This window comes from Spiroplasma endosymbiont of Halictus nicosiae (assembly GCF_978018445.1).
The window spans coordinates 2,163,318-2,190,213 of the sequence record NZ_OZ389573.1; the positions used below are offsets into that span (position 1 = coordinate 2,163,318).

The window sequence follows — 26,896 nt, forward strand, 5'->3', positions numbered from 1 at the left end:
TTTTTATTTTTCTTTATTGTGTTTTATATAAAAATTAATAAGATGTTCTATTCGTTGTGAATAAGTAAGGCCATTAAATTCATTTCAAACTTTTTCTTCATTTTCATTTAAGTAAATATTAACATTACGAATTAATTTAGAATAATATTTTTCTGTTTTTTGATTATATGAATTTTTCATAATATTAACCTTCATAATTAGCAATAATAATGGCATCTCGTAAATGATTACTTATTTTCTCATTATTATAGAATCAACCTTTACCATATTGATAAGTTAAATTATTATCTTTATCATATTTTCATATACAACTATCATTATATTTACTTAAATTTTCCATATTTTTAACAACTGATTTAGTATGTTTTGGTGATACTCAATTAACATTATTTAATTCGTGTGTATCATATTTAATTACTCCAATTATTTTTAATAAATCATCACGGTCTTTTGAACCATTAGCATTTGTATATAAACAATCTTCAATATTAATAATTGCATCTTGTTTTAACTTATCTAAAATAATATCGGTTTGTGTAATTCAATAATGATTTGTATATTCAGATTTATCAATTAATTTATTATCTTCAAAAATAGCAACGGCCGTAGTGCCAGTTCCTGATGGGTCAATACCTATTTTTATCAAGTCGCTCATTCCTCATCGTTGTTAACTGTTGGTAATACATTTGATATATCTTCTTCTTTTACTACATTATTATCTGTCAATCTTTCATTTGATTCATGTAATAAATTATTATTTGATATATTTTCGTTGCTAATTTGACTCTTATTTATGTTTATATTATTATCATTATCAATATAAATCTTTTCATCATTAGTTGTAATAACTGCTTGGTCTGATTTATAAGCTTGTTGTAATTCGACTGACATAATACCTCATTTTCGCAATAAACTAGTTAATACTGTTTTAAGTGCCATTTCATCAAAACTAGCAATATAAAATGATTTATTTTTAGCATAAGTTTTAGAATATTTCATAAAATGATTTTCCATTTGTTCTTTTGTCATATATAATGTTTTTTCAAAACCATTAACCATTTTAAAATATGCTACATAACCTATAATTGGTAATTTTTCTCTTTCATCTTCATTTTGTATTCAATTAAAACTAGTTCCTTTTAATCTATCATAATTTACTAATTCATTTTCTCTGACGTCTGATACTGACATATCTAAATATTGACCGCTTCTTTGAGCTAATTGAATATAACCTTTATAACCCATTTGAAATTGTGCTTGATTAATTCATTCTTGGATTTCACGACCATTAATAATTCTTGTTATTTTAGTATTATATGGAACGACATAAGCATATCCGAATTGCTTTTCCATAGGTAAATTTAATAAAACACCTTGATAACAAGCGGTCATAATTGTTTTTGGGTCTGCTTTTTGTAATAATTCATTACTGTTTGATATTGAAACTATATTACTCTTAAATCTTGCAATTTCATTTTCATTTGAAAATTTACTTTTTATTCATTCTGTTGCTTTATCTGTTCTTAAAAATTCAACAATATTTGCCATATTATTTTTCTCCTTTATTTATTTTAAAATTAATACCTTTAATACCAATTAAATTAATATCTTTATTACTATCTCATTGTTCTTTAATTTCATTTTTAACAATTTGTTCATCAACAATTAAATAGTTTTTAATAAGATTAATAAGTTCTAATTTATCAGCTTTTTGTAAAAAATCATCATTAATACCTATAACTTCAATATCTTTAACTAATAATTTTTCTTTACGAAAATTACTAGTAATAATTTTTAATTCTTGCATTTGTTTTGCTACACTTTTAATTTCTAAAAATTGTTCTTTTTTGTGATTTTCAATAATTTCATTTTGTTTTTGAAATTGAATATTAATAACACTATTTTTAAAAGAATCATGATTACTTTTAATATTATTTTCTAAATTCAAAATATCTTTTCTAATAAAATTTAATTCATCTTTAAAATTTTTTATTAATTCTAATGGTTCTCTAAAAATATAATCAATTTTTGAAACTACTAGTTTTAAATCTTTTAGTGATTGTGATTTATATTCTCCATTTATTAATCAAGCTTGTTGTCGATATATAAATTCTGCTAATTCTTGCCCATTTTCATCAATTCATTTTTTAATTGTTAATGCTTTTAAACTTAATTCTTTAAAATCATTTCCTTTTAAATAAAATGGATAAGTAATATTTTTAACTTCATTATTTAATTTTAAGTCTTCCATAATTAAATTTCCTCCAAATTCATATTCATAATTAAATTATCAATATACTCATAAGCACCGTCTTCTGAGTGACATTCTTCTAATGCTATATTAAATAAGTCTTCTTCGGTATAAACCTTACCATCTTCATCTTTTCACATATTTACTCACATCCTTGTCATTTAATATTTTTGTTTTCTAAATCAATAATTGTAGTTTTACAATAATTTAAATTTTCAGAATAAATTCTTGCCTCATCAAATGTATAAAAATATGTAGTATTTAAGCTATATTTATCTTTTGTTACTAATAAGTATCTTTTATTCATAATTTATCACCTCATAATCTGCTTCTTCATCTGCTAAATAATCACTAATTAAACTTTTAACTTCATCAATTTCATATCATTTGCAATTTAAGTCAAAATTTGTTGGCAATGAAATATTACCCACATGTCGTTCCTCATCACCAAATTTAAGATATAAATTTAACTCTAAATTATCTGAATAATCACTATCAATTTGTGCATAAATAATATCTTTATTGGTAATTTTTAATGCTTTATTACATATCATTTTTTATTTCCTCCTAATTTTGTTTTCCTAATGCTCAATGTTCATCAGTCATATCTTCAAATGATACTGAATAACTTTTAAGCATTAATTCATTTAATTTATTTTCTTGATTACATTTAAAGCAATAACCTCAATATCTTTTTTTAAGACAAATTTTATTTAACTTTTTCATATAAACCTCCTAAATTATTCCTTTGATTTTTTGGTCAATTTGTAATATTTTTCAACCATCAGAAGCTAAATCTAAAATATCGTTAATTTTGTAATATTGCATATAAGAAGCAATAACATCTCATTTATCTTTAAATAAATTTAAGTACATTTTGGCTCATTCTAAACATTGCAAATCATAATGTTTTTTATGATGTGAAATACGACAATTAATAGGTTGACAATTAACTCAATAAAATGATGTTGTTATTTCATTTCAAGTTTTATTAATATATTTACTTTTATATTCTGTCATTTATTTTTTCCTCCTAGTTTTAACTCGCTGGCACTCACTCCCAAGTGAAAGTGCCAAGCGAGAATTAGTTATATAAGTATTTATCTATTTACTTACTACGCCATCCGCCTCACTGGGGGTGAGCGGTGGCGATATGTTAATTGTTTGAATGTTTAATAATCCACAGTTGTTTTTTTAATATTGACGCCAGACATATATATGTCTTCCTTTATCCGTGCCCATTTGTGCTTTTGCTCTGGGATTTGACGTTCAGTTTTTAAATTAAAAATTCACTCGCATTTTAAAGGACCAAATGCTATAAAACTCCAACCAACCACACTTTTCGCAAATTTAATTGTAAAGTCACTATCTCTATTTTTATTGTCGTTTGATATTAACCTTGGACTTATCACGACTATCGCTTAGTTCTAATGAACCAGCGCCGATTTACATTTTTCCTCATACACTATTTCAGTACTTGCCTCGGCCGGCTGTGGAATAAAAACACTTAGTTATTTAAAATAACCGTTTCGCTCTGCATTAAGTTGTTTTATAAAATTTAAGTTTTAATAAACCAGTTTCATAATCAAAGATAATTTTTGAATTTTCTAGGCGTTTATAAAACCGCTTTTGTGTTTTATCTTTTACTTTATTCAATAAATCTTTATGTTTTTCACAAGTTCATAAAACTTTATTTGATAAAAATTCTTCGGTAATGAATGATATTGCTTTATAGCAATTATCAACATCACATATTGTTTGTTGCTTATTAATTTTCATTACCTACTCCTTCCTTTATTAAGTTTTTTTATTAGCAAATTAATTAACTGAAACAGAGAAAGGACAACACCTTAAAATTGGAGAAAAAACAGGTACACTTTATAAAGATTTCTAAGATATTTAATAAATGTGTAAACAACTTAAAGAGGGTATCAAAAAGTTGTAATAAAAAGTTTCTATTTTAAGAATTTAAGATGCTGTCCTTTCTCTGAATCAATTAATAATTTTGGTTTTACAAATAAAAAAACCATTTTAGTAAATGGTTTATTATTTTTATTCAATTTCTATGTATTTGTTAAAACCCTTCTTTTTTACATGCGACCAATTATTTGTTTGACATAAAGTGACTAGTTCTAAGAGCGCTCGTGGTTGAATAAATGGTTCTCCCCCTAAAAATGGGTAATCCCCTCAATTTGAAAGCGCTCTTTAGCGTCTCTAATCGCCTTAAAAAGGTCACTGACTTCCATTACATTCCGATTAATGAGAGGAATCATTTCCTGATTACTACATCCTTTGCAATTAATAATACAACCTTGCATTCATAATGCGAATCGTTTTCCAGGTCCTTCAATGGTTGAAAAAGAAACAAAACGATTAAAATTAATTAAATTACTCATTTTTTATTTAAAACAATATTCAATTTGATGACCATTTGCTTGTGCTGTACTAATATTGTTTCTCCAGCTTTAAATTTAGTTTGATTTGCAAAAATAAATGAACTCAGTCCATCAACGACATGCTTTTCAATACTATTTAACAAATCACGACCATCTTTTTTATAATCAGCATCCTGAATAATAATTGGTAAAATTTGTGGTAACTCCATAAATTCTAATTTAATCTTATATTTTTCTCAAATAGCTGTTTGAATGGGCTGTAATTTTTGTGTAATTAATTTTGCTTTAAAATTAATATCCTTAATAAAATTAAACGGAATAATATTATTTCCAATTCGCCTAATTAGGTTTGTTTTAACACTATTAGCATAAGCTCGAATTAATCCGCCAGCTCCTAATTTAATTCCCCCAAAATAACGAATAACTAAACAAACAACATTAGTCAAATTATGATGAAGTAAAATTTCTAAAATTGGTTTGCCAGCAGTATTAGTTGGTTCGCCATCATCACTTTTTCGAATAATATTTTTATTTTTCCCAATAATGTAGGCGTAACAGTTATGAGCAGCGTTTGGCTGTTGATTTGTTTTAATAAATTCAAGTGTATCATGTTCGAAAGTAACTTTTTGCAATAAACAAAGGAAGCGTGATTTTTTAATATTTATTTCATTAATAATTAATTTAGTTTCTTTTAGTTCTTGCAAGTTTTTCACCTTCCTTTTTATCTTTATTTTATCTTCATTATATTATCTTTTTTTCCTTTTTTTGATATAATTATTTTGCAAAAAACCGAAATTAATAATTTACTATAATAAGAGGCAATAGGAGAAATTGGAATGTGAATAAAATACGCAGTTCGTTGAGGAGAGTTCTTTGATAATGAGATTAAAAAACCGTATTTTAAACAATTGTTAAAGAATATTGATAGTGAATATCAAAATAAACTTTGTTACCCTGCAAAAACAGATATTTTTCGTTTATTTACATTAATTGAGCCTAATGATATTAAAGTTGTTATTATTGGACAAGATCCATATCATGGTCCAGGCCAAGCAAATGGTTTAGCTTTTAGTGTTAATGATGGTATTAAAACTCCGCCAAGTTTAGTCAATATTTTTCATGAATTAAAAAAAGACTTAGGTGTTGATCATTATGCTAGTGGTAATTTAGACCATTGATCTAAAAAAGGTGTTTTTCTATATAATACAATTGGAAGTATTGTTGCCAAAACGCCTTTAAGTCATAAGGATATTGGTTGAACTAATTTTAGTCAAAATTTGATTATTTATTTAAATGAGATTCGTAATGATATTGTATATGTTTTATGAGGCAATTATGCAAAACAGTATGGTGAATATATTTTGAATAAAAGTAATATTATTAAGGGAGCACACCCATCACCTTTTAGTTACAATTTATTTAAGGATCAACATTTTTTTGTAAAAATTAACGATTTACTTTTAAAAAATAAAAAAAACATAATTGATTGAAAAATGTAATGTATAATTGATATATGTAAAATATTGACAGGACAAGAGGATTTATTTTATTAATATAGATTGTGGGGATATTATGGGTCTACTAATATCATTTAGTGATATATCAAAAATCTTATATAGTAATAAAATGGCATATATTGCTAGTGGTGTTATTGGTGCTCTTTTTATTATTTATTGTATTTATAATGGTTTATATTATTTAATTAATCCTAAACGTTATCATGGTATTCGTTTTACAACAAAAAATATTGCGTATATTACAATGTTGTCAGCAGTTTCTGCAACAGTTACTATTATTATTTCAATAACAGTACCAATTACGGTTTTTCCTCCTGTGCGGATTGCTTTTGAAGGTTTAATGGTTAAAATTAGTGGATTTATTTTTGGGCCAATTGTTGGACTTTTATCGGGGGTTGTTACTGATTTAATTGTTATGTTATTTGTTCCTTCTTATCTCCATGTTGCTTATATTATTGTAATTGCTTCATATGGATTTTTGTCAGGTTGTGTATCTTCAATTAATCGTGCCGTTGGTAAGCATAAATGAGTTTTATTTATGTTAACAAATATTTTTATTTTAATTTTTGGAACTTTTGCTGGAGTAATGACATGATATTCACCATTTGAAACCATTACATTATTTGCTGGATTGGAAGTTAGCAAAATTGTTTTAATTTATATTATTGGTTTTGGCACAGGGGGAACTATTATTATTATATGAATTATTATGTTTGTTTATCGTCATTTTGATAAAACAAAAAAACTTTATTGAGATTTAGTTGCTATTATTATGCTTGCTGTTGTTAATGAATATTGAGTCACCACCTTGATATCCGCCTGGGGGGATATCGCCTTTTTAACGGTGTCACAGAATAAAAATGGTGGAACAGATGGTTATGGGGTAACTATGATTACGCGATTAGCAATGGCACCAATGAAAGTATTATTTAATTCGGCAATTATTTATATTACATATCGGGCTGTTTCCCCATTAATTCATAAAGATACTAATGCAAATTTACAATATTAAAATCTTGAAAAAATAACTTTTATTGAAGTTATTTTTATTTATCTCTATATAATGATATTAGAAGTTATAGAATGGAGATGAAAATAATGAAAGTGAATTCACAAATTAAAAAATTGATTGATTTGGAATTAAAACGTCAACAAAATCATGTTGAATTGATTGCGTCAGAAAATTATGTTAGTGAGGCAATTTTAGCTATTACAGGATCAATTTTAACTAATAAGTATGCTGAAGGATATCCATTTCACCGATATTATGGAGGATGTGAATATGTTGATCAAGTTGAACAATTAGCAATTGATAAAGTTAAGGAGTTATTTCAAGCTGAACATGCTAATGTTCAACCACATTCAGGTAGTCAAGCAAATACTGCTGCTTATTATGCTTTGCTACAACCACGTGATACTATTTTAGCAATGGATTTAGCAGCAGGTGGTCACTTAACCCATGGTCATAATGTTAATTTTTCTGGTCGATTATATGATTTTCGTAGTTATCAAGTTGATCCTACAACCGAAATGTTAGATTATAATGCAATTGAAAAAATTGCAATTGAAGTAAAACCAAAATTAATTGTTGCTGGAGCCAGTTCCTATTCATGTGAGATTGATTTTAAAAAGTTCCGTGCAATTGCTGATAAAGTTGGAGCCTTATTAATGGTAGATATGGCTCATATTGCAGGATTAATTGCCGCTGGTTTACATCAATCCCCAATTCCATATGCTGATGTTGTTACTTCAACAACACATAAAACATTGCGTGGACCTCGTGGGGGTTTAATTTTATCAAAGCAAAAATGAGCAAAAAAAATTAATAGTGCTGTTTTCCCAGGTAATCAAGGTGGACCATTAGAACATGTTATTGCCGCAAAGGCACAATGTTTTTTAGAGGCATTGGAACCAGATTTTAAAACATATCAAGCAGAAATTATTAATAATGCAAAAGTCCTAGAAAAAACATTAAAAGCAAATAATCTGCGTTTAGTAGCTAATGGAACAGATAACCACTTATTAATGATTGATGTTAAAAGTAGTTTAGGAATTTCGGGACAAATGGCGGAAAAAATTCTACAAAAAATTGGTATTATTTGCAACAAAAATATGATTCCATTTGATAAAGAATCATCAATGGTTACTAGTGGGATTCGGTTAGGAACAGCAGCTATGACAACACGTGGTTTTGAGAGCAAAGAATTTAAACAAATTGGAGAAATAATTTATAATGTTTTAAAAGAACCAACTGAAAGTAATATTGTTAAATATCAAGAAGAAGTAAAAAACTTATTAAGTGATTTTCCAATTTACTCAACTTGAAAATTACAAGAATAATTAAATTTAGAAATAACAAGTTAAAATATTGATTATCCTATTATTTTTAGTTATAATATTATTGCTTTATACATTAGACCCTGGTACGGAATGATGTGAGGAGGCAGTGACATGAGACAAACAACTATCTTAAATTTAACTAAAGTTGAAAAAAAATGATATGTGATTGATGCTCAAGGTCTAGTTTTAGGACGTTTAGCAAGTAAAGTTGCAATGATCTTAAGAGGAAAAAATAAACCATCTTATACTCCACATGTTGATTGTGGTGATAATGTTATTATTCTTAATGCTGATAAAATTAATTTATCAGGAAATAAATTAAAGGGTAAAATGTATTATCATCATTCACAACATCCCGGGGGATTAAAACGAACAACAGCAAAGGATATGTTAGTAAAAAAACCAATTTATCCTGTTGAACACGCAATTAAAGGAATGTTACCAAAAAATAAATTAGGAAGTAAATTATTCCGTAATTTATTTGTTTATGCTGGTAATGAACATCGACATGAAGCACAACAACCAATTAAATTAGAATTAACTAATAAATAAAAGGAGAAAATATGGCAAAAAAACAAGAAGTTATATATCATGGTACAGGAAGAAGAAAATCTTCTATTGCCCAAGTTGTATTGACTCCTGGTAAAGGGAATGTTGTTGTGAATGGGAAACCAGCATTAGAGTTTTTTCCATATGCAACATTAGTGCAAGATTTGGAACAACCTTTAGAGATTACTGGTTCAAAATCAGAATTTGATATTCGTGTTAAAGTATCTGGTGGTGGTTTTACCGGACAAGCTGGCGCAACAAGATTAGGAATTGCAAGAGCCCTAGTTGAAGCGTCACAAGATTATAAAACTTTATTGAGACATGCTGGCATGCTAACTCGTGATGCTCGTATTAAAGAACGAAAAAAATATGGGTTACATGGGGCTAGAAGAGCACCGCAATATTCAAAAAGATAGATTTCAAAAAAGTACATTTTACTTTGCAATGTACTTTTTTAATTTGTTTAGTTTAATTTGTTATCTAATATAAGTTTAGTATAATTATTATGTAGATAAGAGGGTGAAGAAATGACATTGACAGAATTTACAATTCAGGGTGATAAATATAATAATAAGAATTTATTGTTAAATTTGTATTTTTTAACAAATCCAAAAAGTAAATTTACTGATGATGATGTTAAAAACCTTCGGTTAAAAAATATTACAACAGTTTAAGGCCTAGATACTTTTTAAAGCATAATATTTGTATTGCTGTTTTTTTTTTTTTTTGTTTAATTAATGATCAGGCAAAAATTAAAAAAGATAAAAAAGGATCAGAAAAGAATCTTTTTGATATTTTAATTCGTTTTAAATCAATTACTTTGCTAGAAGAAATGTTCGATTCAAACTTATCATTAACAATCTTAGGCGATATTGATCCGGAAATTGGCATTGTTAATGTTAAAAATATTTTTTTAACAGCAATGGAAAAGAGAAAACAAGAATTTGAAACGTTAGCTACTGGAGTAGTGCTTGAAATTGCTGATAATTTTGGGATTGATGAAGAAAAATTACGAACTATTTTTGATTCAAATGTTATGGCAAATATGAAATTTTTGACTTCATCTTTTGCTGAAGAAAAAGAACGATGGTTACAATATTTACGCTTTCAAGAACAAAACTTAGAATATAAGCGTAATAATTCTTGTTTATATTTAAACCGGAATTTAACAGAATATATTAAAATTTCAAAAACAGTTCCAATCGGTGAAAAATTTCATGATGTAAGATTTTTATCCCATAATTTTTGATATGTTGATAAAAAACTTTTACTAATAAAAATTTAACAATTAGTCATTTATTTGAAGAAATAATTATTGTAGAATTAGAACTATTGTTGGATAATTTAGATAAATATTCAATATTAAAGAAATTAAACAATTTAAGTCTTGCTAATTTATAAATTAATCGTACATATCAAAAAGATGTTCCATTAACACTATTTTCTTTTAATTTTAGTAAAAGTTATGTTCAAGATGGAGAAGATATTTATGATTTAGGGATTAATATTTTTGAAACAAAAATGCAATAAAAAGATATCTATGATTTTAAAAAAGAATTAATCAAAATATATATGCTTGAAAATAATATTATGCAAGAAAGTGATATTGACCATGAAACAATTAAAGTAACTATTAATCAATTAGAGCAGTATCAAATTGTTAATTGCTTTTATGAAATAAAAAATGAGGATGAAATATCATTTAATGAATTAAATAAAATGATACCTTCTTATGGTTATTTAACTTATATTGGAAAAGGGGACTCAACTTTACTTCGACGTAGTAATGTTATTTTAGATAAAATTAGCAAAAATGATGTTGCAAATCCTTATTTAATTAATTATATCTTTAATATTGAAGATATTAAATTAAAGACACAATCTAACTTAATTATGGAAAAACAATTAATTTTTGCTTCAAATAATTTAAATGGAAATCAGCAGAAAGCAATAACAAAAGTCTTAAACTCACAAGATATTTTTTTACTGCAAGGTCCACCAGGGACAGGGAAAACTGAATTTATTGCTGAATTAGTTTATCAATATGCTAAATTAGGAAAGAAAGTTTTAATTTCTTCGCAAAATCATACTGCAATTGACAATGCTTTAACAAGATTATTTAAAACACCTTTATTGATTCCTTTACGCTTAACAAGTGATGAAGTTCGTAAAAAAGTCGTTTTAATGATTTTAATCCAGATAAATTAATTTTTAATAATTATCGTTTTATTTATGCTTATTTATCACGACAATATTTAACAAAATGAGATGGAATTGGAAGTGATTATGAAAATCAAAAATATGAACTACAAAAATTAAAAGCAAATGCTAAAATGTTAGAAAAAGAAATTAATGATTACAATCATTATACTCAAAAGTTAAATACATCAGTTACTGAGCGAGAAACAATCATTAATCAAAAATTGCAATATTTAGATGATAATCGAAAATTAACAATTGATATTAAAAATATTCGTAATCTATTAGATTTCTTAGTTAATATTAATTGAGCTGGAATAGTTACTTCAACTCCGGATCTTGTCCGATTATTTAATAAACATTTTGGGGAGTTGTTGCAAAAAAATTGGATTTCAAATTGATGATTCATATTCATTAACAGAAACATACAAAAAACTATTAACAATTACTACTGATAATAGGTTGTTAAAGGATAAGGAGATAGAATTAGCAACATTAAAACAAGTTAGTCAAGACTTACGAGATGGTGATTTAATGAAACAATTAACTGCTGTTCAAAATGAAATTAATGGTGAAGATTTATTTCATTTATTAGAAAAGTACAAGTTAAATATTAATAAAAATAATATTTTTAATGCTGAAACGACATTTACTTCAATTCGCACTAATAAGAGGCAAGAAATCTACTATAATATTAATCAAATTAACAATTTATTGATTGAGGCTTATGAAGAAAAAGAAGTTATATTGTCCCTAACCACTTTTAAAGATATTAAAATTCAAATTATTAATGACCACCAATTGCAACAAATTATTGAAGATAATGTTAATTTAAAAACAAAAATTGTTGATTATTTTTTAACCAAAATGGCTAAAACTTTAAGGGATAATTTTAATTTAAATCTTCAAAAAGTAGCAACAAATATATTAGAAAGTGATTATCAGTAAGATCCGCGTTATATTACTTCTACATTAATAAATCCGAGAATTATAATTATTAATGCAGCGAGTGTTAAACCAAAAGCAGTCTTAGATAATAAATATTATTATGATAATAATATTAGTTGTATTATTTTTGTTAATGCTTAGCAGACAACTACAATGCATGATTTAACTGGTTTAATTCCAATTTTTTATTTAACTAGTGCGATTTTAACAATTAATGATAATTTTTTAACTTTATTCATCAATAATAAAAATGAGACTGAACTTTACATATTACAACCAACAGAACTTATTATGCTAAACCGTAATATTATAACAGCACAAAAATTTCTTCCGAAGTATTATAGTCAGATGTTATTTAATAAAATTTTAGAGGAATTAAAAAATTTAATAAATCGTCAACAGGCAAATATTTATGAAATAATTCATACTAATCAAATTGAAAATGTTTTTATTTACTGTTATTTAATTGATATTTTAAATAATAATGAAGAAACTTTTGATAATATATTGAAAAGTATGACCATAAATGATTTTAATAATAAAATTAATGTTTTATATCAATCTGAACAAATTTTAAGTAATTTAAATTTAAAACCAAATTATTTTAATAAAATGCATAAAACTTTAATTGCCCTCATGAAACAACAAGCAAAATTGCAAAAAAATATTATTAAAGCTTATCAAGTGTTAACTAATAATACTTTATTATCAAATAAAGAAGTTTTAAATATGTTGCAAGAACTTTATGACAAAAACGATGTTTCTTTAAACCAATTATTAGCATTAACTAATATTGCAGATTCATCGATTATTGAAAAAATTTGAAATTAAAATCTTTTTGCAATTTTGGAAAAATTTCTTTTTGCAATCAATAATAATGATTTACATCCTGAATTATTTGATGCAATAACAACTACAACTTTAGAAAAAAAATAGTACTTTATTAATTAATTTATATAGTTATGCTGAAGAATATATTAAGTATTGTAAAAAAAATGAAAAAGCGAGAAACAAGTGGATTACAACGACATTGACAAGAAATATGAGATAAAGTTGAGATTATTAAAGAATGTTGCAAGAATATTAACAATAGTAATGAATTAATAATTCAATTACTTTATTCTTTGTCACAATTATAAATAAAATATAAGGCAATTAAATTTAAAAATATGTTTAATTCTGAAAGCAAATTTCAGGAATATCTTAATTTATGTTCTTTTGATAAGGCAGCATTATATTTAATGAATTTAATGGAAGAAAAAATTACTCTACTTTTAAAAACAAAACATCAATTTGTACAACATATTAATGAAAAATTATTTGTTTTAAAAAATGTATTTGACAAAAATAAATATAAACAAATTATGCAACTTTATCAAAAATTAACATTATATTTATATTGTGAGAAAGCAAGAAATAAGCACAATGATAATAAAAATCGAGATGCTTTTTAAAAAATAAAACTTGAATTAGAAGATGTGTTAATATAAATGAGTATGAGTGTTGAACAAATAATGTATAATTACCAAAAAAAGATTGAACAATTAAATTTAAATATTAATTTTGTTAAAGATAATTTAAAATTATTATTAAAAATGAAAGAATTTAATCCAAAAAAAGCAAGTTTAAGCACATTTAAGCGTAAAATAGAAGAATTTTGAACCGATAAGAAACCCAATCAATTATATTCTGTTAGTCATTTAACCAATAAACTGAATCTTTCTAAGCATTGAAGACAAGAAAATTACCGGAGCGAAAACATAATTCCATTAATTGAAAGAAATATTCAAAAAATAGAAATGGAAATAATAGAGTTTATGATGAAATCACCTGATGGTGCTAAATTATATTGACAACGAGCGTTTAATTATAAGTATTCAATCCAAGAAAAAGAACTTGAACAAGAATTAAACTTAAATAATCAACAACCAATAATAGTTAATTTACAAACGGATATTAGAGATATTAAAAAAGAAAGGATAATAATGCTTAATCATTTTACTTATTTGTTAGAAACGCCTTATTGGTTGTTACAAAATAGTAGTATTGGTAATAAATATCCATTTGCTAAGAAATATGAATTAGTTAATGAAATTAATCAAATTGGGACGCGATATAGTGGTAAAACTATATCAAATATTAAAATGTTTGGTGAATTATTAAAAATTAGTTTATTAATTAAAGAACCAATTTGTATCATTGCTAGTATGTATTGGAGTAAAGATTTAAAAGATAGTGTATTTCAAAATATCTGAAATATGTTAGATGAAAATAATATACCTTATACTATTAATTTATCAAATTTTACTTTTACTTTATCAAATGGGAGCAAAATATATTGTAAAGGATCGCATTCACCAAGTCGGAAAGAAAAATTAAAAGCCTTTGCTGATTTGAATAAATATAAATTAGTTATTGATTGACGAGAAGAATGTGACCAATTTCAACAAAAAGATTTAAGTGATTTAGAATTTCCTATTCGTGGTTATCAAAATAAAATAACAATTAATACATGTAATCCTGAAAGTTTAAAAAGATATATTGTTGGTTATTGTAATGAATTATTACCTTTTAATGAAGAAATAATGCGCAGTAAATATGAGCAAATTAAATATATTGAAAAATGAAATATGAAAATTATTATTCATTATTCTAGTTGAAGATTAAATTATGAATTACGACAAGATAAAGTTAATGAACAATTAAGATTAGAACAGTTAGATATTGAAAGAGCAAGAGTATGGAGTTGAGGATTGCCTGGCAATACAAGTGGGTCAATTTTTGATAGATATATTGATATTATGCAAGCAACAGATATTATTCAACCAACTAAATTATTAGGTGGTGTTGATATTGCTAATGCTACTAGTCCTAAAGGACATACAACAGCGGCTAGTTTTTGAATATATAACTAATTTGATAAAAAAGCCTTTTAAGTTGCTGAATATACTCATTCAAATGCTACACAACAATTTAAAGGACCATTAGAACAAGTAAAAGATATTTTAGAGTTTTACAACAATCAATTAAATCAATATTTTAATTTAATACAGCAAGGTATATCAATCAATGTTGATGATAGTGCTTATGCAACATTAGAAAGTTTAAACCGAGAAAAATATAATTATTCTTTTGGTCAATATATGCATTTAAAACCAGCACAAAAGCAGAAATTTAAAATAAAGCATCGTATTGAAGCATTCACAATGTTAATAAATACTAATCAATTAAAATGATTATGAGAAAAATGTCCTGTAAGTAAAAATCAATATGAATTAATTCAATGAGAAGATAAATCAGATGCCAGAGAAGAACGAATGTTGGACTTATACGATGATACATTTGATAGTGATTTTTATGCTTTACACTTTGAATTAGTACCAATGGTTAAACCTAATAGTTCAGCAGATTATAAATTATGACAACAAAGGGAGTGATTAACTTAATGAAAAAAGATATTTATGTAATATATGATGAGCGTGTAATAAATGCAAAAGACCTTATATGTCTGTTTGTGGACAAGTTAAAAAAAGACTTTGTCAAGAATTAAAAAAAGATAATATCGCAATATGTAATTTAAATTTATATAACGAATATATTAAGAAATATCAAAAAGTTAAAGTATGTGTACAAGTTTTATCAAATGAACCAAATTTATTAACAGTAAATATAATTAATTATGCACTTATCTTAAATTTAAAGGAGCAAAATAACAATGAATAATACTTTCCCTAGTTTACCAAACTTAAATGATATTAATAGTATTTTAAAATTTTATAATTATGATTGAACAATTAATTTAGCCAATATTATTGCTCGCCATCAAATGCGATTAGTAAATGGTAAAGATATTTTATTTAAGTCTCATCGTAAAGACATTTTAGAAAAATTAAATTGATGATATGAAACTTATAAAATAAAAGAAAAATTAGATAAAAATGAATTAACAGCAAGTTTAATGGGTAAAACTATCTTTGGTTTATTAGAAATTAGTGATAGCAATATTGATTTATGAATTAACCCTTTTAACTTTGCATCTCGTGTAAGTAAAATAAATGAAATTGAACAGGGTGCTGATATTTGATTAAATTATCATCAATCAGATAGTGGTTTTATTTTAAATTTAATTTGTACCAAAGATAAAATAGTCATTAAGGGTTGACCCAAAAATAATGAAGTAGTTGTTGGTCAAAGTAAAACACAAATTAAAGATGATGTTAGACCTGTTTTAGTACAAGAATTTAAAAATAAATTAGGTATAGTCCCCTTTTGAGAAATGATAAATGAACCTAATACTTTATTTTTATCAACATCAACCACTTTAAATCCATGACCAACTATGGGAAATTGTTATAAATTACAATTTGATTTAGAAGATAGTTTTAATATTAAATCAAAAGAAAGATATGCAAATCGTACGCATTGATATGGGATACTAAGTGATGATTTAATGATTGCTTATAACAAAGGCAATAAAAAAGTGCTACAAGATGTATTTGATGATATTTTTGTTCAATCAAGTTCATCAACAGTAGATGGTCAATTATCCCAATCTTTACAAGTAGTACAAGGTACACCAACCTTAGAAACATATACCGAAGACCAAAAATCTATTATTGAACAAGTATACTTAGCATGTCATTTTTCTAGTCCTTTTGGTGATAAATCAGATAATGACCAAAATAAAACACAATCATTATTAACTAAAACCAAAGATTTAGAAAAACAAGCATATTTACAATCATATCGTAAACAATATTATACTAAAATGTTTGATACTGTTTTAAAATATTATGGTTTATGAGATGGAAATGGTGAACGCCCTTATGGATTTGATTTTGTTAGTGCTAGTTTAATAGACCAAATGCGACAAAATGAATTAATTACTGCTAGATTAGAAAATGGCACAATACTGTATTTAATGACCGTGGTTTAAATATTGGTGGTGGTGATATTAATTCTGCACCCCAAGATAGACAATGATTATATCCATCAAATGTTATTAATTATTATTCCGTAGAAGATGGTGATTTCTTATGACAAGAAATTACATTTTCAAGTATTAATGACAAAATTAGTAATAGTGGTTTATCAGTACGACAATTTATTCAAACAAGTGCCCAGGTGAAGGTTATTGTTTTCCTAAAATAACTTATGATAAAAAACTAAATAAAGGTATTGTTGAATTAGATGAGATTTTATTAAAAGACCCAGGGGTTAGAGCAATGGCAGTTAAATTTTATGGTAATCCGATATTTTTTGATATGCCAGTTATTGGCCGACCAATTATTAAAGGTGAATTTAATAAAAAAGTAATGAATTCAAGAGACTTATTAATGTATAATATGTTTCCTGCACCACCTGATAAAATAAATACTTATGCTTCACCCGAAGTAAGTTGATATAACATTCAAGGTATTCAACCAACTATTATTACTGGATATAAAGATTGAAAAGAATATATTCAATCAATGTCTGATTTTTGAATTGAAAAAAATAATGAGGGTATGATAATAACAGATAAAGCAAGTTCAACAGCAACTAATCCAACTGTTGGAACAACTATTAAGGAAGAAAATTCAAATTCTAAGCCTTATTGGTCTAAAAATTGAATGATTACTCCACCAGATAAAGTAAAAGTAAATAGTGGAACTATTAATAACATTATTAGTACCCAAGCATCATCATATTTTAGAAGAAAAGATGAATTTGGTAATACTTGTTGGTCAAGTTCAAATTGAATATAATAAAATGGGTACATATAATGTTTGAGATATTTTAAATATGAATAATTTTATTAATCGCCAAATTACAGTATTACCTTTAAACTATACTCAAAAACTAGTATTTAATCCTTTTACTATACCTGCTATTGGAAAGTTTTTAAACTTTGTTTCGTTTGGTATTCCTTGGGACTGAATTGGTAATTTAACAATTACACAAGATGATAAATGACCTAATTTCCCATGACTTAATGGTGTTTTATGAGTGCTAATGTTTATAGTTTTTATAATAATGCCTTTTGAGGTGATAAGGCTGCTGGTAAAGGTTATTTAGCATTTGAAATATTTAGAGAACAAGGAAATGATAAAATTGGTGCTATGATTGGTGCTAATGCTACTAGTTTTAGTTTTACTACTTTATTAACTGATAAAATACAAGGCAATGTTTTTGAAAAAGATGGTAAACCAACAGAACGAATAACTTATTCAACTTATAATTTAAAACAATTAAATCCTAAAACTAATCGTATTTATTTAATTAATGAATTAGTAAGAGCAGTTGATGCTCAAACACCAGTTAGTGATAGTGAAAAAGACAATGATTGCCAATTCTTACAAACACCTGATGGTACAAATTGTAGTTATATAATTGATATGTTTTCAATTCAAGCCTTATATAAAGGTAATTTTGAAATTATCTTTTATGCTGATAACCCATATACTAATAATGAAGAAGATTATTTACGCTTATCAGTATGAAGTTTTCGTGGTAAAACAAAAAGTGTATTAAACAACTATTTACGAGATATGACAACTAATTATAAAACAAGTTTTCTATTACCACATGATTATGAAATATTAACCTTTAATTACCCGCAATATGTTCTCCCACCAGTACCATATAACTATAAACCTTATACCAAAGATATATGAGATGCTGATACAATTTACCCATTAAAAACTAAAATTACAGCACCAGCACAATGTAAAAATAAAAAAAGTACAGATTATTATATTAATTTATTTTCTGATGAATTTAATCAAGGTTATTATGAAATAGAAATTTATTTAAAACAAATTGATCCAACAATTCAAAGTATCAGTAAATTTCAAGATGCTTATAAAACGATTGAAATAAGTAATTTAGGTAATTTACAAGTTGAATGTGGACAACCCGATATAGAGAATTTTATTCCTGATAGAAATATTAATTTAACTGGAGGTAGTAATGGATGCACAGATAATTTAGGTTCATTAGATGAAATGATTTTAATACAAACTGGTGCATCACAAACTAATAAAGTTAATTTTGAAAATACAAAAACTTTATATACTAAAAATATAAAAGTAAATGATACTGAAACAAAATATTCTACTGGTGTTGCTAATGGATTAGCCGGTAATTCTTATATAAATAAATATGAAATTCAAAAAAATAATTGGCAGTATTTATTTGGATTGCAAATAACAAAATGATTTGATAATCTTAATCAAAAAAATAAAGAAACATATTTACAAGCATATTATACTAATGATGTAAAATTAAAAATTAGATTTTCAAAAGTATTTTTTGCTCATTTAATATTAAAAAATTCTATTATTAATTATTTTGGAAATAATGGAAATATAACAATAAATGTTTCTAACCCAAATATTTTAGGTATTAGAAATAAAAGCGATAGTCCAGTTAAAATTACAATTAAACCAAGATAAAAATAAAAGAGATGTAAAATCTCTTTTTCTATTCTCCGTTAACTTTTAGATTACCATCATTATCAATGATTAAGTCGGGTAATTTTTGTTCTTCACCATTTCAACGATAAATTGATTTAAAGTAAGTTCCATCATAATTTTCTAATAAAATTCTATCTGTAGCTGAATTAGAAATTTGCAGTCTACCTCTAAATTTACCTAAATTTGGATAATTATCCATTACTATTGATATTGAAATATTATTATTGTTAAATTTATTAATTCTTCAATCATTACTTTTATCATTACGCCACACAACATAATATCACTTATTGTCAATTTCATTAAATCAAAATTCTTGTGGTGCTATTCATTCTAGATTATCTCTAATTTCTTGGTTATTTGTTTCAATTTTGTTTTCTTCTTTTAATTTTGCTAATTCTTCTTTTGTATATTCTTGTGGTTTATTACAAGCAACTAAACTTGTTGTACTTGTTCCTACTAATGATATTGCACCAATAATACTTAAAATATTTTTCATAGTTTTATTGTTGATTTAAATATTGGATACGTTGAATATAAAGACTTTTTGTATTTTTTATAATATTTAAATGCTTTCTAAATAATATAATTTGTTTTCTATAATTATTAGCATATTCAAGATATCCTGTATTTAAAGTTTCTGCGTATAATTTTGAATATTTTTCATAATATTCTCTTGCATCTGAAATTTCTGTTTCTTTCTTCTTAATATCATAATTTAAAAGAAATAATTTATATTCAATTGTATTTTTTTGATTATCATATACTAAATTTTTATTTAAATTATTTGATAAAACAGATTTATCAATTGTAAATAAAACTTGCATTGGTTCACCATCATTAAAAGTTTTATCATTTGAATTTAATGTTGCGCTTGATTCTGTAATATTTGTAATATTAATTTTACTTACATCAATATTGTATATTTCACGCAATTTATCTTTAATTTGTTGTTCTGTTGGTAAATTTAAACCATTAGTTTTAATTACTGCTTGATATTTTTGTTTATAAGGACTAGCTGCAATTGTTGTTGGTATAGCAGTTCCACTAATTGTTAACACACTTAATAAACTTAATAATTTTTTCATACTTGTTTTTCTCCTTTTTTTAGTCTTGAAACCTTACTCAAGATCTACCTGCATTATATATATATACAAGCAAAATTAGCGCTAATTTGTAAGGTACCATATACATTTTAGACCAGTTAGTCTTTTTAAAATTTTAACACAGCTTCGGATGGCGTTAAAAAATTTATGCTTTTATGTCGTCTAACATTGTTGTAATAATCTAAAAAGATAGTAATTAATTTTCGTAATTCATTAATATTTTTAGGATAACGAGGAAGATATTCAAAAAATTTATTTCAGTTTTGATGAAATCTTTCAATTTTCCCATTTGATTGAGGGAAACAAATCGGTGTTGTTTGATGAATAACACCTTTTTGATGCAATACTTTTGTAAACTAACTTTTATGATATTTATACTCTGGATTATAACTATAAACATATTCAGGACCATTATCGGTTCTAATTCTTTTTATTCTAATTTTATTATTTAAAAAATCATCATAAGCTTGATTAAAAATACCAATTGCTGATGACTGTGACTTATTTTCAGATAAATAATCAAGACCAAAACGTGATTTTTCATCAATAAAATCATACAAATATAAATTACGTTTAAAACCAATCATATTTGGTGTCAGAATTTTAATATCATGTTGTAAATGAAATGTCCTAATTCAGACATTTCATAACGTTTATAAGTCTTAATTTTCTTGTTTTTAGGATAAAAATTATTAAATTCTTTATTCCATTTAATTAAAGTTTTAATGTTATGTTTAATTACTTTCTTTTTATATTTGAAAAACCCAGCTAGTGTTAAATTATAAAACTCATAAATACCAGTTCCATATTTTTGTCGATATTTTTTCATCATTTTTGCAACAGCAATCTTGTAAGTTTTTGAATAATGGTTATTAATATTAATTGGTCTAGTTGTTTTTTTAGCTAAAACAATAAAATTTAATTTTTCTTTAAGACAAAGCTGAATCTTTTTAGCTCAATTATAAAAAGTTTGTTTTGATTTATAAAATAATTTAATTAAATTATTTAATGAGTTTTCGTATAAATAGTATTTTTGACATAAATTAAAATAATTAATGACATTTTGATAAATATAGTTTGTTTGTTTTGAAGGTTCTTCTTGTGAATATCATTTTTTATTTTTCTTTGTAATGAATATAATTCATTTTCATTAGGAATACTTGTTACCATATACTTTTAATCTCCATTCTAATTTAAATACTAAATTAGTGGTCTAAAATGTATATGGTTTTCACAAAATAAGCGCTAATTTTGCTTGTATATATATATATATATATATATAATGCAGGTAGATCTTGAGTAAGGTTTCAAGACTAAAAAAAGGAGAAAAACAAGTATGAAAAAATTATTAAGTTTATTAAGTGTGTTAACAATTAGTGGAACTGCTATACCAACAACAATTGCAGCTAGTCCTTATAAACAAAAATATCAAGCAGTAATTAAAACTAATGGTTTAAATTTACCAACAGAACAACAAATTAAAGATAAATTGCGTGAAATATACAATATTGATGTAAGTAAAATTAATATTACAAATATTACAGAATCAAGCGCAACATTAAATTCAAATGATAAAACTTTTAATGATGGTGAACCAATGCAAGTTTTATTTACAATTGATAAATCTGTTTTATCAAATAATTTAAATAAAAATTTAGTATATGATAATCAAAAAAATACAATTGAATATAAATTATTTCTTTTAAATTATGATATTAAGAAGAAAGAAACAGAAATTTCAGATGCAAGAGAATATTATGAAAAATATTCAAAATTATACGCAGAAACTTTAAATACAGGATATCTTGAATATGCTAATAATTATAGAAAACAAATTATATTATTTAGAAAGCATTTAAATATTATAAAAAATACAAAAAGTCTTTATATTCAACGTATCCAATATTTAAATCAACAATAAAACTATGAAAAATATTTTAAGTATTATTGGTGCAATATCATTAGTAGGAACAAGTACAACAAGTTTAGTTGCTTGTAATAAACCACAAGAATATACAAAAGAAGAATTAGCAAAATTAAAAGAAGAAAACAAAATTGAAACAAATAACCAAGAAATTAGAGATAATCTAGAATGAATAGCACCACAAGAATTTTGATTTAATGAAATTGACAATAAGTGATATTATGTTGTGTGGCGTAATGATAAAAGTAATGATTGAAGAATTAATAAATTTAACAATAATAATATTTCAATATCAATAGTAATGGATAATTATCCAAATTTAGGTAAATTTAGAGGTAGACTGCAAATTTCTAATTCAGCTACAGATAGAATTTTATTAGAAAATTATGATGGAACTTACTTTAAATCAATTTATCGTTGAAATGGTGAAGAACAAAAATTACCCGACTTAATCATTGATAATGATGGTAATCTAAAAGTTAACGGAGAATAGAAAAAGAGATTTTACATCTCTTTTATTTTTATCTTGGTTTAATTGTAATTTTAACTGGACTATCGCTTTTATTTCTAATACCTAAAATATTTGGGTTAGAAACATTTATTGTTATATTTCCATTATTTCCAAAATAATTAATAATAGAATTTTTTAATATTAAATGAGCAAAAAATACTTTTGAAAATCTAATTTTTAATTTTACATCATTAGTATAATATGCTTGTAAATATGTTTCTTTAATTTTTTGATTAAGATTATCAAATCATTTTGTTATTTGCAATCCAAATAAATACTGCCAATTATTTTTTTGAATTTCATATTTATTTATATAAGAATTACCGGCTAATCCATTAGCAACACCAGTAGAATATTTTGTTTCAGTATCATTTACTTTTATATTTTTAGTATATAAAGTTTTTGTATTTTCAAAATTAACTTTATTAGTTTGTGATGCACCAGTTTGTATTAAAATCATTTCATCTAATGAACCTAAATTATCTGTGCATCCATTACTACCTCCAGTTAAATTAATATTTCTATCAGGAATAAAATTCTCTATATCGGGTTGTCCACATTCAACTTGTAAATTACCTAAATTACTTATTTCAATCGTTTTATAAGCATCTTGAAATTTACTGATACTTTGAATTGTTGGATCAATTTGTTTTAAATAAATTTCTATTTCATAATAACCTTGATTAAATTCATCAGAAAATAAATTAATATAATAATCTGTACTTTTTTTATTTTTACATTGTGCTGGTGCTGTAATTTTAGTTTTTAATGGGTAAATTGTATCAGCATCTCATATATCTTTGGTATAAGGTTTATAGTTATATGGTACTGGTGGGAGAACATATTGCGGGTAATTAAAGGTTGGTATTTCATAATCATGTGGTAATAGAAAACTTGTTTTATAATTAGTTGTCATATCTCATAAATAGTTGTTTAATACACTTTTTGTTTTACCACGAAAACTTCATACTGATAAGCGTAAATAATCTTCTTCATTATTAGTATATGGGTTATCAGCATAAAAGATAATTTCAAAATTACCTTTATATAAGGCTTGAATTGAAAACATATCAATTATATAACTACAATTTGTACCATCAGGTGTTTGTAAGAATTGGCAATCATTGTCTTTTTCACTATCACTAACTGGTGTTTGAGCATCAACTGCTCTTACTAATTCATTAATTAAATAAATACGATTAGTTTTAGGATTTAATTGTTTTAAATTATAAGTTGAATAAGTTATTCGTTCTGTTGGTTTACCATCTTTTTCAAAAACATTGCCTTGTATTTTATCAGTTAATAAAGTAGTAAAACTAAAACTAGTAGCATTAGCACCAATCATAGCACCAATTTTATCATTTCCTTGTTCTCTAAATATTTCAAATGCTAAATAACCTTTACCAGCAGCCTTATCACCTCAAAAGGCATTATTATAAAAACTATAAACATTAGCACTCATAAAACACCATTAAGTCATGGGAAATTAGGTCATTTATCATCTTGTGTAATTGTTAAATTACCAATTCAGTCCCAAGGAATACCAAACGAAACAAAGTTTAAAAACTTTCCAATAGCAGGTATAGTAAAAGGATTAAATACTAGTTTTTGAGTATAGTTTAAAGGTAATACTGTAATTTGGCGATTAATAAAATTATTCATATTTAAAATATCTCAAACATTATATGTACCCATTTTATTATATTCAATTTGAACTTGACCAACAGTATTACCAAATTCATCTTTTCTTCTAAAATATGATGATGCTTGGGTACTAATAATGTTATTAATAGTTCCACTATTTACTTTTACTTTATCTGGTGGAGTAATCATTCAATTTTTAGACCAATAAGGCTTAGAATTTGAATTTTCTTCCTTAATAGTTGTTCCAACAGTTGGATTAGTTGCTGTTGAACTTGCTTTATCTGTTATTATCATACCCTCATTATTTTTTTCAATTCAAAAATCAGACATTGATTGAATATATTCTTTTCAATCTTTATATCCAGTAATAATAGTTGGTTGAATACCTTGAATGTTATATCAACTTACTTCGGGTGAAGCATAAGTATTTATTTTATCAGGTGGTGCAGGAAACATATTATACATTAATAAGTCTCTTGAATTCATTACTTTTTTATTAAATTCACCTTTAATAATTGGTCGGCCAATAACTAGCATATCAAAAAATATCGGATTACCATAAAATTTAACTGCCATTGCTCTAACCCCTGGGTCTTTTAATAAAATCTCATCTAATTCAACAATACCTTTATTTAGTTTTTTATCATAAGTTATTTTAGGAAAACAATAACCTTCACCTGGGCACTTGTTTGAATAAATTGTCGTACTGATAAACCACTATTACTAATTTTGTCATTAATACTTGAAAATGTAATTTCTTGTCATAAGAAATCACCATCTTCTACGGAATAATAATTAATAACATTTGATGGATATAATCATTGTCTATCTTGGGGTGCAGAATTAATATCACCACCACCAATATTTAAACCACGGTCATTAAATACAGTATTGTGCCATTTTCTAATCTAGCAGTAATTAATTCATTTTGTCGCATTTGGTCTATTAAACTAGCACTAACAAAATCAAATCCATAAGGGCGTTCACCATTTCCATCTCATAAACCATAATATTTTAAAACAGTATCAAACATTTTAATATAATATTGTTTACGATATGATTGTAAATATGCTTGTTTTTCTAAATCTTTGGTTTTAGTTAATAATGATTGTGTTTTATTTTGGTCATTATCTGATTTATCACCAAAAGGACTAGAAAAATGACATGCTAAGTATACTTGTTCAATAATAGATTTTTGGTCTTCGGTATATGTTTCTAAGGTTGGTGTACCTTGTACTACTTGTAAAGATTGGGATAATTGACCATCTACTGTTGATGAACTTGATTGAACAAAAATATCATCAAATACATCTTGTAGCACTTTTTTATTGCCTTTGTTATAAGCAATCATTAAATCATCACTTAGTATCCCATATCAATGCGTACGATTTGCATATCTTTCTTTTGATTTAATATTAAAACTATCTTCTAAATCAAATTGTAATTTATAACAATTTCCCATAGTTGGTCATGGATTTAAAGTGGTTGATGTTGATAAAAATAAAGTATTAGGTTCATTTATCATTTCTCAAAAGGGGACTATACCTAATTTATTTTTAAATTCTTGTACTAAAACAGGTCTAACATCATCTTTAATTTGTGTTTTACTTTGACCAACAACTACTTCATTATTTTTGGGTCAACCCTTAATGACTATTTTATCTTTGGTACAAATTAAATTTAAAATAAAACCACTATCTGATTGATGATAATTTAATCAAATATCAGCACCCTGTTCAATTTCATTTATTTTACTTACACGAGATGCAAAGTTAAAAGGGTTAATTCATAAATCAATATTGCTATCACTAATTTCTAATAAACCAAAGATAGTTTTACCCATTAAACTTGCTGTTAATTCATTTTTATCTAATTTTTCTTTTATTTTATAAGTTTCATATCATCAATTTAATTTTTCTAAAATGTCTTTACGATGAGACTTAAATAAAATATCTTTACCATTTACTAATCGCATTTGATGGCGAGCAATAATATTGGCTAAATTAATTGTTTAATCATAATTATAAAATTTTAAAATACTATTAATATCATTT

At 25.1% G+C, this 26,896-nt stretch carries 39 protein-coding genes; 21 read left to right on the forward strand and 18 right to left on the reverse strand.

Annotated elements, in window-relative coordinates; genetic code table 4:
• Positions 1-3: 3 nt before the first annotated feature.
• The 11 genes from ACZ91P_RS14690 to ACZ91P_RS14740 form a co-directional block, all read right to left on the reverse strand.
• Positions 4-180 carry a hypothetical protein gene (locus ACZ91P_RS14690; protein ID WP_465155643.1) on the reverse strand — a complete coding sequence of 59 codons (177 nt, stop codon included), beginning with the start codon at positions 178-180 and terminating at the stop codon, positions 4-6.
• A gap of 4 nt (positions 181-184) precedes the next feature.
• The gene (locus tag ACZ91P_RS14695) at positions 185-655 is read right to left on the reverse strand and encodes a hypothetical protein (protein WP_465155641.1); all 471 of its coding nucleotides are present in this window, start codon (positions 653-655) and stop codon (positions 185-187) included.
• Positions 640-1,548, reverse strand: coding sequence for a recombinase RecT (locus ACZ91P_RS14700; RefSeq protein WP_465155639.1), 909 nt, complete (start codon positions 1,546-1,548; stop codon positions 640-642). Before ACZ91P_RS14700 ends, ACZ91P_RS14695 begins: the two co-directional genes overlap by 16 nt.
• 1 nt (position 1,549) lies before the next feature.
• Positions 1,550-2,251, reverse strand: coding sequence for a hypothetical protein (locus tag ACZ91P_RS14705; RefSeq protein ID WP_465155637.1), 702 nt, complete (start codon positions 2,249-2,251; stop codon positions 1,550-1,552).
• 2 nt (positions 2,252-2,253) lie between these two features.
• On the reverse strand, positions 2,254-2,391 hold the full coding sequence (locus ACZ91P_RS14710) for a hypothetical protein (protein WP_465155635.1): 138 nt from the start codon (positions 2,389-2,391) through the stop codon (positions 2,254-2,256).
• A gap of 2 nt (positions 2,392-2,393) precedes the next feature.
• Complete coding sequence (locus ACZ91P_RS14715) at positions 2,394-2,558, reverse strand: hypothetical protein (protein WP_465155633.1); 165 nt, start codon at positions 2,556-2,558, stop codon at positions 2,394-2,396.
• Positions 2,551-2,805: a hypothetical protein gene (locus tag ACZ91P_RS14720; protein ID WP_465155631.1), complete on the reverse strand. Its 255-nt coding sequence runs from the start codon at positions 2,803-2,805 to the stop codon at positions 2,551-2,553. The genes ACZ91P_RS14715 and ACZ91P_RS14720 overlap by 8 nt, the downstream gene beginning before the upstream one ends.
• A gap of 13 nt (positions 2,806-2,818) precedes the next feature.
• Positions 2,819-2,977, reverse strand: a complete 159-nt coding sequence (locus ACZ91P_RS14725) for a hypothetical protein (protein WP_465155746.1) — start codon at positions 2,975-2,977, stop codon at positions 2,819-2,821.
• Positions 2,978-2,986: 9 nt separating this feature from the next.
• Positions 2,987-3,271, reverse strand: a complete 285-nt coding sequence (locus ACZ91P_RS14730; RefSeq protein ID WP_338991147.1) for a hypothetical protein — start codon at positions 3,269-3,271, stop codon at positions 2,987-2,989.
• Positions 3,272-3,790: 519 nt separating this feature from the next.
• Positions 3,791-4,030 carry a hypothetical protein gene (locus tag ACZ91P_RS14735; RefSeq protein WP_338988931.1) on the reverse strand — a complete coding sequence of 80 codons (240 nt, stop codon included), beginning with the start codon at positions 4,028-4,030 and terminating at the stop codon, positions 3,791-3,793.
• A gap of 604 nt (positions 4,031-4,634) precedes the next feature.
• Positions 4,635-5,351, reverse strand: coding sequence for an IMPACT family protein (locus ACZ91P_RS14740; RefSeq protein ID WP_465157081.1), 717 nt, complete (start codon positions 5,349-5,351; stop codon positions 4,635-4,637).
• A 132-nt stretch (positions 5,352-5,483) separates the two neighbouring features.
• On the opposite strand from ACZ91P_RS14740, the gene ACZ91P_RS14745 reads away from it, so the two are divergent.
• The 19 genes from ACZ91P_RS14745 (at position 5,484) to ACZ91P_RS14835 (ending at position 19,636) form a co-directional block, all read left to right on the forward strand.
• On the forward strand, positions 5,484-6,146 hold the full coding sequence (locus tag ACZ91P_RS14745) for a uracil-DNA glycosylase (protein WP_465157082.1): 663 nt from the start codon (positions 5,484-5,486) through the stop codon (positions 6,144-6,146).
• 73 nt (positions 6,147-6,219) lie between these two features.
• Positions 6,220-7,176 (forward strand): hypothetical protein, encoded by a 957-nt coding sequence (locus tag ACZ91P_RS14750; protein ID WP_465157083.1) that lies wholly within the window; start codon positions 6,220-6,222, stop codon positions 7,174-7,176.
• Positions 7,177-7,262: 86 nt separating this feature from the next.
• A complete protein-coding gene (locus ACZ91P_RS14755; RefSeq protein WP_465157084.1) occupies positions 7,263-8,504 on the forward strand; it encodes a serine hydroxymethyltransferase in 1,242 nt (413 codons plus the stop codon).
• 111 nt (positions 8,505-8,615) lie between these two features.
• Complete coding sequence (gene rplM, locus ACZ91P_RS14760; protein ID WP_465157085.1) at positions 8,616-9,056, forward strand: 50S ribosomal protein L13; 441 nt, start codon at positions 8,616-8,618, stop codon at positions 9,054-9,056.
• Between the two features lie 11 nt (positions 9,057-9,067).
• Positions 9,068-9,469 carry a 30S ribosomal protein S9 gene (rpsI, locus tag ACZ91P_RS14765; protein WP_465157086.1) on the forward strand — a complete coding sequence of 134 codons (402 nt, stop codon included), beginning with the start codon at positions 9,068-9,070 and terminating at the stop codon, positions 9,467-9,469.
• Between the two features lie 111 nt (positions 9,470-9,580).
• Positions 9,581-9,727, forward strand: coding sequence for a hypothetical protein (locus ACZ91P_RS14770; RefSeq protein WP_465157087.1), 147 nt, complete (start codon positions 9,581-9,583; stop codon positions 9,725-9,727).
• 158 nt (positions 9,728-9,885) lie between these two features.
• Positions 9,886-10,338 (forward strand): hypothetical protein, encoded by a 453-nt coding sequence (locus ACZ91P_RS14775; protein ID WP_465157088.1) that lies wholly within the window; start codon positions 9,886-9,888, stop codon positions 10,336-10,338.
• 287 nt (positions 10,339-10,625) lie between these two features.
• Positions 10,626-11,261: an AAA domain-containing protein gene (locus tag ACZ91P_RS14780; RefSeq protein ID WP_465157089.1), complete on the forward strand. Its 636-nt coding sequence runs from the start codon at positions 10,626-10,628 to the stop codon at positions 11,259-11,261.
• 453 nt (positions 11,262-11,714) lie between these two features.
• Positions 11,715-12,200: a hypothetical protein gene (locus tag ACZ91P_RS14785; protein ID WP_465157090.1), complete on the forward strand. Its 486-nt coding sequence runs from the start codon at positions 11,715-11,717 to the stop codon at positions 12,198-12,200.
• A gap of 153 nt (positions 12,201-12,353) precedes the next feature.
• Entirely contained in the window at positions 12,354-13,031 is a 678-nt protein-coding gene (locus tag ACZ91P_RS14790; RefSeq protein WP_465157091.1) for a hypothetical protein, read from the forward strand.
• A 164-nt stretch (positions 13,032-13,195) separates the two neighbouring features.
• Entirely contained in the window at positions 13,196-13,339 is a 144-nt protein-coding gene (locus ACZ91P_RS14795) for a hypothetical protein (RefSeq protein WP_465157092.1), read from the forward strand.
• 102 nt (positions 13,340-13,441) lie between these two features.
• Positions 13,442-13,654 (forward strand): hypothetical protein, encoded by a 213-nt coding sequence (locus ACZ91P_RS14800; RefSeq protein WP_465157093.1) that lies wholly within the window; start codon positions 13,442-13,444, stop codon positions 13,652-13,654.
• A gap of 60 nt (positions 13,655-13,714) precedes the next feature.
• Positions 13,715-15,115, forward strand: a complete 1,401-nt coding sequence (locus tag ACZ91P_RS14805; RefSeq protein WP_465157094.1) for a PBSX family phage terminase large subunit — start codon at positions 13,715-13,717, stop codon at positions 15,113-15,115.
• A 228-nt stretch (positions 15,116-15,343) separates the two neighbouring features.
• A complete protein-coding gene (locus ACZ91P_RS14810; RefSeq protein ID WP_465157095.1) occupies positions 15,344-15,646 on the forward strand; it encodes a hypothetical protein in 303 nt (100 codons plus the stop codon).
• A 58-nt stretch (positions 15,647-15,704) separates the two neighbouring features.
• Positions 15,705-15,923 carry a hypothetical protein gene (locus ACZ91P_RS14815; protein ID WP_465157096.1) on the forward strand — a complete coding sequence of 73 codons (219 nt, stop codon included), beginning with the start codon at positions 15,705-15,707 and terminating at the stop codon, positions 15,921-15,923.
• Complete coding sequence (locus ACZ91P_RS14820; protein WP_465157097.1) at positions 15,916-17,136, forward strand: hypothetical protein; 1,221 nt, start codon at positions 15,916-15,918, stop codon at positions 17,134-17,136. The genes ACZ91P_RS14815 and ACZ91P_RS14820 overlap by 8 nt, the downstream gene beginning before the upstream one ends.
• Positions 17,137-17,425: 289 nt before the next feature.
• On the forward strand, positions 17,426-17,947 hold the full coding sequence (locus ACZ91P_RS14825; protein ID WP_465157098.1) for a hypothetical protein: 522 nt from the start codon (positions 17,426-17,428) through the stop codon (positions 17,945-17,947).
• Entirely contained in the window at positions 17,904-18,257 is a 354-nt protein-coding gene (locus ACZ91P_RS14830) for a hypothetical protein (RefSeq protein ID WP_465157099.1), read from the forward strand. The genes ACZ91P_RS14825 and ACZ91P_RS14830 overlap by 44 nt, the downstream gene beginning before the upstream one ends.
• The gene (locus tag ACZ91P_RS14835; RefSeq protein WP_465157100.1) at positions 18,185-19,636 is read left to right on the forward strand and encodes a hypothetical protein; all 1,452 of its coding nucleotides are present in this window, start codon (positions 18,185-18,187) and stop codon (positions 19,634-19,636) included. Before ACZ91P_RS14830 ends, ACZ91P_RS14835 begins: the two co-directional genes overlap by 73 nt.
• 28 nt (positions 19,637-19,664) lie before the next feature.
• Here ACZ91P_RS14835 and ACZ91P_RS14840 read toward each other — a convergent pair whose 3' ends face one another.
• From ACZ91P_RS14840 to ACZ91P_RS14855, 4 genes are all read right to left on the reverse strand, one after another.
• The gene (locus ACZ91P_RS14840) at positions 19,665-20,156 is read right to left on the reverse strand and encodes a lipoprotein (RefSeq protein ID WP_465157101.1); all 492 of its coding nucleotides are present in this window, start codon (positions 20,154-20,156) and stop codon (positions 19,665-19,667) included.
• A gap of 4 nt (positions 20,157-20,160) precedes the next feature.
• Positions 20,161-20,745, reverse strand: a complete 585-nt coding sequence (locus tag ACZ91P_RS14845) for a hypothetical protein (protein WP_465157102.1) — start codon at positions 20,743-20,745, stop codon at positions 20,161-20,163.
• A 125-nt stretch (positions 20,746-20,870) separates the two neighbouring features.
• A complete protein-coding gene (locus tag ACZ91P_RS14850) occupies positions 20,871-21,107 on the reverse strand; it encodes an integrase core domain-containing protein (protein WP_465157103.1) in 237 nt (78 codons plus the stop codon).
• A 12-nt stretch (positions 21,108-21,119) separates the two neighbouring features.
• Positions 21,120-21,350 carry a hypothetical protein gene (locus ACZ91P_RS14855; protein WP_465157104.1) on the reverse strand — a complete coding sequence of 77 codons (231 nt, stop codon included), beginning with the start codon at positions 21,348-21,350 and terminating at the stop codon, positions 21,120-21,122.
• A gap of 749 nt (positions 21,351-22,099) precedes the next feature.
• On the opposite strand from ACZ91P_RS14855, the gene ACZ91P_RS14860 reads away from it, so the two are divergent.
• Both ACZ91P_RS14860 and ACZ91P_RS14865 read left to right on the forward strand, forming a co-directional pair.
• Positions 22,100-22,684 (forward strand): hypothetical protein, encoded by a 585-nt coding sequence (locus ACZ91P_RS14860; protein WP_465157102.1) that lies wholly within the window; start codon positions 22,100-22,102, stop codon positions 22,682-22,684.
• 4 nt (positions 22,685-22,688) lie between these two features.
• Positions 22,689-23,180, forward strand: a complete 492-nt coding sequence (locus ACZ91P_RS14865; RefSeq protein ID WP_465157101.1) for a lipoprotein — start codon at positions 22,689-22,691, stop codon at positions 23,178-23,180.
• A 28-nt stretch (positions 23,181-23,208) separates the two neighbouring features.
• Here ACZ91P_RS14865 and ACZ91P_RS14870 read toward each other — a convergent pair whose 3' ends face one another.
• From ACZ91P_RS14870 to ACZ91P_RS14880, 3 genes are all read right to left on the reverse strand, one after another.
• Positions 23,209-24,660 carry a hypothetical protein gene (locus ACZ91P_RS14870; protein WP_465157105.1) on the reverse strand — a complete coding sequence of 484 codons (1,452 nt, stop codon included), beginning with the start codon at positions 24,658-24,660 and terminating at the stop codon, positions 23,209-23,211.
• A complete protein-coding gene (locus ACZ91P_RS14875) occupies positions 24,588-25,418 on the reverse strand; it encodes a hypothetical protein (RefSeq protein WP_465157106.1) in 831 nt (276 codons plus the stop codon). The genes ACZ91P_RS14870 and ACZ91P_RS14875 overlap by 73 nt, the downstream gene beginning before the upstream one ends.
• Before the next feature lie 289 nt (positions 25,419-25,707).
• Complete coding sequence (locus ACZ91P_RS14880) at positions 25,708-26,817, reverse strand: hypothetical protein (protein WP_465157107.1); 1,110 nt, start codon at positions 26,815-26,817, stop codon at positions 25,708-25,710.
• Positions 26,818-26,896: the final 79 nt, after the last annotated feature.